Source organism: Paenibacillus turpanensis (assembly GCF_011421635.1).
Taxonomy (GTDB): Bacteria; Bacillota; Bacilli; order Paenibacillales; family YIM-B00363; genus Paenibacillus_AK; species Paenibacillus_AK turpanensis.
Window position 1 is genome coordinate 24,317 of the sequence record NZ_WTLI01000030.1, and the last position, 9,619, is coordinate 33,935.

Consider the following 9,619-nt stretch of genomic DNA (forward strand, 5'->3'; position numbering starts at 1 on the left):
ATAAAGGAGAGGACAAACGTATGGGAAAATCGAACGCTTCTACGTTTCAAATACGCCGCAAACCGGCGGCTGTACTGCTTGCCGCATTTGTATTCGCTGCGGCTTTGGCGGGCTGTGGTAAAGCATCTGAAACGACGGCGCTGAACGGGGCCGAATCGAAAAGCACAATACAGACGGAAGCCGTAAGCGCACAAATGATGGGCTCGGCGGAGGAGCAGGTGGCTGAGGTGGCCGCTTCGCTTGAAATGGATATCGTCGTTAAGGCTAGCGGCGATGTCACGGAAAAGCTGCGTACGAAAGGTGATACCGTAAAGCAGGGAGAGGTGTTGTTCCGCATCGACAACGCGGATATTCTTTCGGAAAAACGCAGAACCGAAATTTCGTTAAACAACTTGCAGGAGACGCTGGCCAAAACAAGAATCGATTCCACCAATTCCAAGCTGCAGCTAAGCAATGCGGTTCTGCGCAGCCGTACGCAGCTGCAAAGGCAGCGCGAGGAATACAACAAGCTGCGCAACGACTATGACGCAGGTCTCGTGACGCAGCGCCAAGTGGATCAAGCGGCGGAAATGCTGGAGCATGCTCAGCGGGATTTGGAGCTAGCCGAGAAGCAGCTGGCGGCACTGGATCAAACCAATCCGCTGGCTTCGCTTGAATCGCAAATTGCAACTGCGCGGGTATCTTTAGCCGATTTGAACCGACGGCTTGAATATTACGCCGTGAAGGCGCCTACTGACGGCGTGCTGGCAGATCTCAGCGTGGAGGCGGGAATGATGGTCTCGCAGGGGATTCGCGTCGGACAAATTTTGCGGATGGATCCGGTCGTGATTAAAGCGGCAATTCCGGAGGCGCTGCTGAAGAAGGTAGAAGGGAAAGAAAGCCTCGCTTTCTATTTGCCTTCTGATCCGGAGCGCCGGTATGAGGGCAAGGTCACGTTTGTCGGCCAGAGTGTAAACGAACAAACGAAGTCGTATGCGCTCGAGATCGAAGCATCCAATCCGGACAAGCAGCTGAAGCCGGGCATGCGCGTGCAAGTCGTGCTGTCGGATGAAGCGGAGCAGAAGGCGCTGGCGGTTCCGTCGGCAGCGATTAGTAGAGAAGGCTCGGATACGTTCGTTTACGTGATAAAGGAAGGGAAAGTCGAGAAACGTGTCATTACGGTAGGACGAGTAAAGGATCAGTATCAGGAGGTTACCGCCGGCCTGCAGGAGGGCGAGCAGGTGGTGACGAGAGGTCAAGCGCGCTTGAAGGACGGACAGAGTATAGAGGAACAAAGTGTGAAAGTAGATCAAAGCGTGAAAACGGGACAGGTAAACGGAGCGGGAGAGGAGAAAACGCAATGAGAGAATGGACGAAGGGTTTAAAAATGACAACGGCCGCTGTGATTGGGATGTCGATGCTGGCGTCCCTCCCTGCGCATACGTATGCCTCAGCGGGCTTTACGGCTTCGGCGCCGGCTGTGACCGCCGCCGCTAAGGTGGATGCGGCCGCAGGGCTGAAAGCGGAGCTGAAGCATGTGCTGGCGGAGCGGAATGAAGCGGGGACGGGCACAAACCTCGGTGCTTCCCTTCGTTTTTATAACACGAATGGACGGCTGACGCGTATGCCGGAAGGACATTTGCGGCTTCGGACGGCTGACGGCGCTTCCTATATCCTGCAGCCGAGCGCAGCGAACCCGAGAGCGGCATCGCCTTACGAGATGGTGGAGCTGAGCTTTTATGCCGGACTGGAGGCGGCTGTTTCTACTGTAGGTGCAGAGCTGCAGTGGGTGGACGTAAATGAGTATGTATATCCAAAGACGGAAACGGTGAAATGGTCCATTCCGCTGACGGAAGACATGGTATGGACAGGCGCTCTTGATACGTTCGCCGATTCTGCTTCCCAAATCGCTTGGGGAACCGCATTCCGGATTCCATTCGCAGGCTCTCAAATTTCATTGAAGCCTGAGGGAATTCGCATTGAACAGACGGCGCAGGGCGGACAGTCATATATCGTTACGTTTACCGCAGTGAATGAAGGCAACGCCAAAGAGAAGCTTCCCGACTTTCAGCTTCGCGGTCGAAGCGGCGGCCAAACGTTCGTCGGAACACTGGCGGAGCAGACGGGGGTAATGCTGGAGCCGGGGGAAAGCAAAGCGGTGCATGTCGTGATCCCGGTGAATGAGGGCTCGGCAGTATTGAGCGGGATTACGGTAGAAACCGTTGAGTCGTTCGTACCTGCAGCAGCCTCCGCCCAACAAGCGGTTCGTTACGCGGTGGGACGCATGAGTATGGCGCTTCCGCCCGCAGCGGCAGAGCTTTGGAGCAGCTTTGCTCCTTACGAAATGAGACAGCCGATGAAGCTGACTTCGTGGAATAAGGCAGTGGCGGATTCGACGGAAGTGGCGCTGATGGAGCTGACCTTGAGCGAAAATGAGGGCTCGGGTTATCAAACGGCCGTCGCCAAGTTTAAGCTGACCAATACGAGCGGAACGGATAAACCGATGCCGCAGTTCGGGGCGGAATTGACCGGAACGGACGGACATCGTTATACCGGCTCGAGACAGACGGCCTCCTACGCATCGATGGCGCCGGGACTCAGCTACGTCATCAGCTATTCCTTCCTGCTGCCGGAGTCAGAAACCGGTGAAGCGCTCGGCTTAGCCTTGCTGGAGCCGGTAGGTACCGGAGCCGCAGCATCGTCGCGGATTGCTGCGGTGCGGACCGCTGCCCAGCCGCTTTCCGATTCGAAGCGGGTATCGATGTACCCGTTCGACATCGAATTCCGCGACTGGACGACGCAGTACGCCGTTACGCAAGGACCCGGCAGCTTTACGTACACGTATATGCTTAAAGTGAACGCACAAATTACGCATCAAGACGATGTGGTGGCCGATCAGCAGTCCTCGATGCTCAAATTCGAGCTGTATGACTCGCTGGGACGCGTGTTTGCTTCCAAAACGATGCCTCTTGTCGGTGAGCAAAGGATCGTCAGCGGCACGCAAACGCTGCGGTTCAGCAACGTGCAGACGGAGCAGCTGGAATACCCATACACGGTGAAGGTGTATGAGACGTTCCAGACACCGGCCGGAGAAGCGAAGCGATTACTGGCGGAGTGGAAGTAGAATTAGCGTTTAGCTGGCACTGGGCTGTTCATGGGGACGTTGAGGGGCGTCCCCGTGCGGCGCAGATCGGTGGCGGGCCAAGAACAGCACGACTCCCAGCATAAGCAATACGCATGCGGCTCCGGTGAGCGGTGAGACCGCTTCGCCGAGCATCAGCCAAGCGAGCAGGGTGGCGCCAACCGGCTCGCCGATGACGGCCATAGAAATGACGGTCGCGCCGACATCGCGCATCAGCCAGTTAAACAGCAGATGGCCGAATACGGTAGGGACGATCGCCATCAAAAGAAAAAGGCCCCATTCCTTGGCAGGATAAGCAATCAGCTCGTGTCCAATGACGATATTATAGACGAGGAAAAATAAACCTGCGGTCAAAAATACAAAAAAACTATAGACCATCGCTCCCATTCTCGAGCGCAGGTCTTGTCCGATCAGCATGTGGCCGACAACGGCCACCGTGCCAAGCACCGACAGCAGATCGCCCAGCAGGGCGCTGCCGGAAACGGCAAAATCGCCAATGCCGATCAGTATGGCTCCGGCAATGGCAAGAGCGGCTCCCGCGATCGCGCTGGGCGTCGTGCGTTCGCGGTACAAAAAATAGGCGCCGGCCATAACAAGCACCGGCTCCAGCGTCATCAGCACGGTGGAGCTGGCCACCGTTGTAAAGCGAAGCGACCCCATCCACAGCAGGAAGTGGAGTCCCAGCGCACTGCCGGAAAGCAGCAGGCCGACCCAGTCGCGGCGGGAGATCCGCCGGATTTCTTCCCGCGCGCGCCATACGAACGGCAGCATCAGCACAATCGTGATGAGCAGCCGCTGCATGGCGATGACGGATACGGGCGCTTCGCTAAATTTTACAAATATAGCGGAAAAGGAGATCGCAATAATGCCGACTCCCAATAGGGCATATGTAGATAGGGGAAAACGGTTTGCCTTCATCTGGTTTCACGCTCCGGGGCGGTATAATTGCAATGCCTCACAAAACGTATCACACAGGCGAAGGCCGGTCAACTGGCATTCGCTTTTTCTTTTTCTCCTTCGGCCTTAACCGGCTTTGAGGAACGGTTGCCCTTCACGGGCTTCAGGCTTTCGGATTCCACCTGCCGTGTTTGCTCCGGCGTCATCCGGCTTGCGCCCTGTAGAATGCCGCCCTCCGCGATTTGCAGCAGGCCGACGTCGATTTCCCCGGACACCCGGCCTTTATTCGTAATCGTCAGCTTGCCTTTTGTCGTTACGCTGCCGACAATAATGCCGGCATTAATGACATTGCGCGCCTGCAGATTCGAATGGACCTCGCCTTTTTCCCCGATCATGACGTCCCCGCAGCATTCGATGTCGCCGATCACCTTTCCTTCAATGCGCAGACTTGCTTCGGAAAGCATTTTTCCCTCGACAATGGTTCCCTCGCCGATTAAGGTATCGGTCGAATTTGGATTGACTGGGTTCTTTTTCTTGCCAAACACGTTACTCCACTTCCTTTCGATCCTGAATTAAGTATGGCTTTGGATTCACCTTTTCGCCGCCTTTGATCACTTCGTAGTGGAGATGCGGCCCTGTACTGCGCCCTGTGGAGCCGACAAGCCCGATTTTTTCGCCTTTGGAAACGGCCTGCCCTTCTTCCACGAGAATTTTGCTTAGATGTGCATACTGGGTTTGCAGCCCGTTCCCGTGATTGATCACGATATGGTAGCCGTAGTCTGACGCCCAACCGGCCTCGGAGACCTTTCCCTCGGCTGTGGCATACACACTGTCACCGGTGCTTCCGTCAAAATCGTACCCGCTGTGAAAGCTCGGGCGATTTGTAAACGGATCGCGGCGGTAGCCGAAGCCGCTGGTCAAGGTGCGCGAGTCGGTAGGCCAGATCGTGGGTGTTCTGCGTTCTCTCGCTCGTTTTGCCTCCAAATCGGCTTGCAGGGCCGCTAAGTCGCTTTTTACACTCTCGATTTGGGTACTCAGCTGCTCGTAGGTTTTCGCCGTGCTGTCCATGAACTGCTGCATGTCTTCATCAGTCGCGGGGATCAGCTCACCTCCAACGGCTGTGGAATCGGCATCGGAGGCGCTCTCTGTGGAAGCAACGGAAACGTTCGTTTTGCTCGAGGTCAACGACCCCATTTTGGATAAGGAACGAATTTGGGTTTCCAGCTCTTTCAGCTCTTCAAGCTTTTGCTGCAGCTGATCCGCAGTTTCGGATAGCGTTATGACGCTGTTTTGCAGCTCTTGAATCGTTTGCTCCTTCGTAATCAAGTCGGATTCCAGCTGACTTTTTTCCTCAATCAACTGGGTGGTTTCGGACTGATGCTGCTCGGAGAGCACGGAAACGGCATAGTCGGCATTCCATTTGCTGTAACGGAAGAACAGGACGCCAGAAATCAGCAGCACAAAAAATACCCCTGGCAGTATAAAAAGGAGCATTCTCGGCAGACGGAAGCGGCGGACGGACCGGTGGGCTTCAGGTATGTACAAAAAGGTGAATTTCCGGAGTTCCCGCATAGCATCAAGACCCTTCTCGGAAAAGTCATCTGTTAGTCTATGTGTATGACGGAAACTCCGGGGATATACAAGTTTTTAAGAACGAGGCTTAAGAGGGGGCAGGCCTTGCTTTAACCGAACGTAGCATTTGCGGCAAACCGGAAGATAGCTTTCATTGCCGCCGATTTGGATTTGCTCGCCTTCAAAAACCGGCGTGTTGTCTTTTAATCTCATATTCATAAGAGCCTTTTTCTCGCAGTACCAGCAGATCGTCTTAATCTCTTCAATTTTGTCCGCCCACGAAAATAAAGCGAGGCTTCCCTCAAAGAGATTGCCGACAAAGTCGGTGCGAAGGCCGTAACAAAGCACGGGGATGTTGAGCTCATCCACGATACGGGTTAAATTGAGCACCTGCTCGCGGTTTAGAAATTGTGCTTCATCGACGATGACGCAGCTTGGAGAGTGCGCGGCGGTAATCGCCAGCATATCGGTATCAGCGTCGACCTTGATGGCCTCGCGCTGGATGCCGACCCGGGAAGCGACGGTTCCTACGCCGTACCGGTCATCGATTGCGGGTGTAAAAAGCAATACTTTCTTGCCTTGTTCCTCGTAATTGTGGGCAACGCGCAGCACCTCTATAGACTTGCCGCTGTTCATTGTTCCGTAACGGAAATACAGTTGAGCCATGTTGACGTCCTTTCCGTAGTTGGTATTCCGTTATTATACCTGCTTTACTTTTCCTCTGCCATAAAAAGAGCGAATCCTGCCGAAATTTGGGCGATGAAGTGAAGAATGCGGATGAACAGCCAGATGCAGAAAAGACCGATGGCTACATAGATCAGAGACTGCTGGGTATACGATAATCCAAACGGAAGGAGATTGAGCAGGCTGGACTCGTAGATGTCGATCCCGATCTCGTTGATTAAAATGATCTGTACGAGCGGTGCGGCCAAGAAAGCGGCACTCGTTGCGATCGCGGTGATGCACACGGTGAAGGAAATGATGCCGAGGGGCAGCTTTAGGATCATAAACAGCAGCCCTTTGTAGGAGCGAAAATCCGTTGCGTAGTAGCTAAGCTTGCTCCAAAAGCCTGGAGGAGAAGGCTCGCGCTGGCCCCATTCCGGTACGGGCTGGTGAAGAAGCTGTCCGGCCAGCGTCGATTCCCAGCGAAGCACGCCCTTGCTGAGCTGCAGCATGCCGATGGCCAAGGGGAAGCCGACGAATATCGGTGTAAGGCCGATGGAAAGTGTAAAGCCGGTCACGGCGATTGTGAAATAAAGGATGCCTACGGGAAGTGACAGCAGCAAATATAAGATTTTGGCGTAGGTTTTCGGATCGGTAATTAAGGAGATCGTCGATTCGGTTTGCATGGTCAAGGCTTCCTTTCTAACTATGGTAAATGGTAGTTATTTGTTACTCCATTTCTATAGATTTACTATAGCCAACTGGGGGGAGCTGTTCATAGTGCCTGACGTCATATGACCGGTCACGAAAGAGTTAAATGATTTTTTCCTTTTTGTTAGGAAGGGCGGGTATGGTACATTTTGGGGAGTAGTTGGAGGCGCGGCGGGTGGGGTGGGTTGGACTGGACGGGGCAGGGCTGGACTGGGCTGGACAAAATGACAGTTGGACAGGACGGGTCAGGACAATATGACAGATGAATAGGACGAGTCAGGATAATATGACAGATGGATAAGACAGGAGACTATGACAGATGGACAGGACCGGAAAATATGACAGGTGGACAAGACAGAATAATATGACAGGTGGACAGGACAGGACAATATTACAATTGAACAAGACCGGACCGGACAGGTTAGGGCAATTTTGGCACAAGTAACAAGCATCAGGATCCTGTTCGTTTCCGATTAGAATGTGCGGATAGGAGTTAGGAATAGAAGAACAGTTTTAAAAGACAATGTTAGAGATGTTTGAATTTGTGAATTGGAATTTATGAAATCAATCTTGAGCGATCACGGGTGAGGGGATAGCAAATGCCGTTGAAAGAAATTATTGAACAGACAAAAGGCCTGCCAGCGACGGTCGGTTCCATAGAAGAAGAACTGAGGGAGCTGGGCGTGCAGGAGGGGATGAGCTTGCTGGTGCACTCCTCCTTGAGCCGAATCGGCTGGGTGAACGGGGGAGCACAGGCCGTGATCCTAGGACTTATGCGAGCGGTTGGCGATGCCGGAACGCTTATTATGCCTGCCCATACCTCGGGGTACTCCGATCCGGCAGAGTGGGGAAACCCGCCCATTCCTAAGGAATGGTGGGCGCATGTTAGGGAGACGATGCCGGCCTACGATCCGGCATTAACACCCTGCGATTGGATGGGGATGATCGCAGAGACGTTCCGCAAAGCGGATGGAGTGCGCCGCAGTGCGCATCCGCATCACTCCTTTGCGGCATGGGGAAGCGTGAGGGACCGAGTCGTGGACGGGCATCGGCTGGAGTTTTCTTTGGGCGAGGGCTCGCCGCTCGCGAGGGTTTACGATGCAGCGGGCTGGGTGCTGCTGCTTGGCGTCGGGCACGACAGCAATACATCGCTGCATTTGTCTGAGCATCGGGCGAATTATGCTTCCAAGCGCGTGAAACAGGCCGGTGCTCCAGTAATGCAGGATGGGGCGCGCGTTTGGGCTGAATTTGCGCAGCTCGAGTATGAAACCGACGATTTTCCGGTGGTTGGGGAAGCCTTTGCGAAGCAAAGCAGCCTTGTTCGCCAAGGGCGCGTCGGGCAGGCAGATGCGCTGCTCATGCCGCAGCGCGAGTTAGTTGATTTTGGTGTAACGTGGATGGAGGCGAATCGGAAGTGACAGAAAAGCCGACAATGGAACAGGCTGACTCGCAGAATTCGGCGACCATAGAGGATTTTGCGAAGCTGGATATACGGGTTGGTACGGTTATTCGTGCAGAGCCGTTTCCGGAGGCAAGGAAGCCGGCGATAAAGCTGCACATTGATTTTGGGCCGCTTGGGGTGAAACGTTCGAGTGCGCAAATTACGAAGCGATATACTCCGGAGCAGATCGTCGGCAGGCAGGTCGCGGCGGTTGTGAATTTCCCTGCAAGGAGAATTGCCGGATTTTCTTCGGAGGTGCTAGTCCTCGGCGGAGTGCATGAAGAAGGGGACGTTGTGCTGCTCCAGCCGGACACTGCTGTGCCAAACGGTACACCGATCGCGTAATGAAAAGGTTGAAAGGCAGGAGTGGGTTCCCGGGCAGGGAGTGCGCTTCCTGCCTTTTTTTGTTGCTTTGGTTGGCTGCTTGGGGCTAGCTTATAGGATGGGTACTAACTAATAGATAGTAGGTAAGGCAGTGATTTATAGCTGCAGATAGGCAGCTAGGTATGGAGCAAGGCTGCTATTGGAAAAGAGAAGCGCCGTGCCAGGTTATCATGCAGGAACCCGAGCGGTTCAGATAGGGAGGAGGAAGTGACAAGTAATTGAGCTTTAGGCCTAGGAAGGTCGGACAAGATTAATTGGTTACGAGCGGACCGATTAGGGAGGAGGAAATGACAAGTATACGGGGGTTAGGCCAAGAAAGGCGGACGAGATTAGTTGGGTACGAGCGGATCAGATAGGGAAGAGGAAGTGACAAGTAAACGGGGGTTAGGCCAAGAAAGGCGCGATGAGATTAGTTGGGTACGAGCGGGGTCAGATAGGGAGGAGGAATGACAAGTAAACGGGGGTTAGGGCCAAGAAAGGCGGACAAGATTAGTTGGTTTCGAGCGGGATCAGTTAGGGAGGCGGAATGGACAAGTAGATAGGTAGAAAGGGTGGTTGACTATATAGAAACGCAAAAGGACAGGGATTTATTCTCCCTGTCCTTTTGAATGTTTGTAATTTGCTAAGTGAGCCCCTGTCAGTGACTAATCGGGCGCTTTCAGCCTTGGACGCACGAGAGATAATACAAGTAATTTGTATTATCTCCTGACGGAAGTCAGTTTTGGAGCGAAATAATACAAATAACTGGTACTATTTCGAAATATCCTTGGGCAAACCTGCCGAAGAGAGGCGGATAACTCATAGGCCCCCTAATTAAACTGGAGTCCTCC

Annotated in this window: 9 protein-coding genes; 4 read left to right on the forward strand and 5 right to left on the reverse strand. The window is 53.9% G+C overall.

Annotated features, from left to right (window positions below; translation table 11 throughout):
- Positions 1 to 20 precede the first annotated feature (20 nt).
- Both GQS10_RS21435 and GQS10_RS21440 read left to right on the forward strand, forming a co-directional pair.
- Complete coding sequence (locus GQS10_RS21435; RefSeq protein WP_166246106.1) at positions 21 to 1,343, forward strand: efflux RND transporter periplasmic adaptor subunit; 1,323 nt, start codon at positions 21 to 23, stop codon at positions 1,341 to 1,343.
- Positions 1,340 to 3,103, forward strand: coding sequence for a hypothetical protein (locus GQS10_RS21440; RefSeq protein ID WP_166246108.1), 1,764 nt, complete (start codon positions 1,340 to 1,342; stop codon positions 3,101 to 3,103). Before GQS10_RS21435 ends, GQS10_RS21440 begins: the two co-directional genes overlap by 4 nt.
- A 9-nt stretch (positions 3,104 to 3,112) precedes the next feature.
- On the opposite strand, the gene GQS10_RS21445 is transcribed toward GQS10_RS21440, so the two are convergent.
- The 5 genes from GQS10_RS21445 to GQS10_RS21465 all read right to left on the reverse strand — a co-directional run bounded on the left by GQS10_RS21445 (position 3,113) and on the right by GQS10_RS21465 (position 6,939).
- Positions 3,113 to 4,039 (reverse strand): DMT family transporter, encoded by a 927-nt coding sequence (locus tag GQS10_RS21445; protein WP_166246109.1) that lies wholly within the window; start codon positions 4,037 to 4,039, stop codon positions 3,113 to 3,115.
- A 68-nt stretch (positions 4,040 to 4,107) separates the two neighbouring features.
- Complete coding sequence (locus GQS10_RS21450) at positions 4,108 to 4,563, reverse strand: bactofilin family protein (protein ID WP_341805115.1); 456 nt, start codon at positions 4,561 to 4,563, stop codon at positions 4,108 to 4,110.
- Position 4,564: 1 nt separating this feature from the next.
- Positions 4,565 to 5,479: a peptidoglycan DD-metalloendopeptidase family protein gene (locus GQS10_RS21455; protein WP_166246111.1), complete on the reverse strand. Its 915-nt coding sequence runs from the start codon at positions 5,477 to 5,479 to the stop codon at positions 4,565 to 4,567.
- A 186-nt stretch (positions 5,480 to 5,665) separates the two neighbouring features.
- Positions 5,666 to 6,256, reverse strand: a complete 591-nt coding sequence (locus GQS10_RS21460) for a thymidine kinase (protein ID WP_166246113.1) — start codon at positions 6,254 to 6,256, stop codon at positions 5,666 to 5,668.
- 44 nt (positions 6,257 to 6,300) lie between these two features.
- Positions 6,301 to 6,939, reverse strand: a complete 639-nt coding sequence (locus GQS10_RS21465) for a sensor domain-containing protein (RefSeq protein WP_166246114.1) — start codon at positions 6,937 to 6,939, stop codon at positions 6,301 to 6,303.
- A 624-nt stretch (positions 6,940 to 7,563) separates the two neighbouring features.
- On the opposite strand from GQS10_RS21465, the gene GQS10_RS21470 reads away from it, so the two are divergent.
- Together GQS10_RS21470 and csaA are read left to right on the forward strand one after the other, a co-directional pair.
- The gene (locus GQS10_RS21470) at positions 7,564 to 8,382 is read left to right on the forward strand and encodes an AAC(3) family N-acetyltransferase (protein WP_166246116.1); all 819 of its coding nucleotides are present in this window, start codon (positions 7,564 to 7,566) and stop codon (positions 8,380 to 8,382) included.
- 14 nt (positions 8,383 to 8,396) lie between these two features.
- Positions 8,397 to 8,750 carry a chaperone CsaA gene (gene csaA, locus GQS10_RS21475; protein WP_166246119.1) on the forward strand — a complete coding sequence of 118 codons (354 nt, stop codon included), beginning with the start codon at positions 8,397 to 8,399 and terminating at the stop codon, positions 8,748 to 8,750.
- The last annotated feature ends 869 nt before the right edge of the window (positions 8,751 to 9,619 follow it).

Excerpts from the sequence above, each read along its gene's own strand:
- GQS10_RS21435 (WP_166246106.1), top strand. The coding sequence starts at position 21 with ATGGGAAAATCGAACGCTTCTACGTTTCAAATACGCCGCAAACCGGCG.
- GQS10_RS21440 (WP_166246108.1), top strand. The coding sequence starts at position 1,340 with ATGAGAGAATGGACGAAGGGTTTAAAAATGACAACGGCCGCTGTGATT.
- GQS10_RS21445 (WP_166246109.1), bottom strand. The coding sequence starts at position 4,039 with ATGAAGGCAAACCGTTTTCCCCTATCTACATATGCCCTATTGGGAGTC.
- GQS10_RS21460 (WP_166246113.1), bottom strand. The coding sequence starts at position 6,256 with ATGGCTCAACTGTATTTCCGTTACGGAACAATGAACAGCGGCAAGTCT.
- GQS10_RS21465 (WP_166246114.1), bottom strand. The coding sequence starts at position 6,939 with ATGCAAACCGAATCGACGATCTCCTTAATTACCGATCCGAAAACCTAC.
- GQS10_RS21470 (WP_166246116.1), top strand. The coding sequence starts at position 7,564 with ATGCCGTTGAAAGAAATTATTGAACAGACAAAAGGCCTGCCAGCGACG.
- csaA (WP_166246119.1), top strand. The coding sequence starts at position 8,397 with ATGGAACAGGCTGACTCGCAGAATTCGGCGACCATAGAGGATTTTGCG.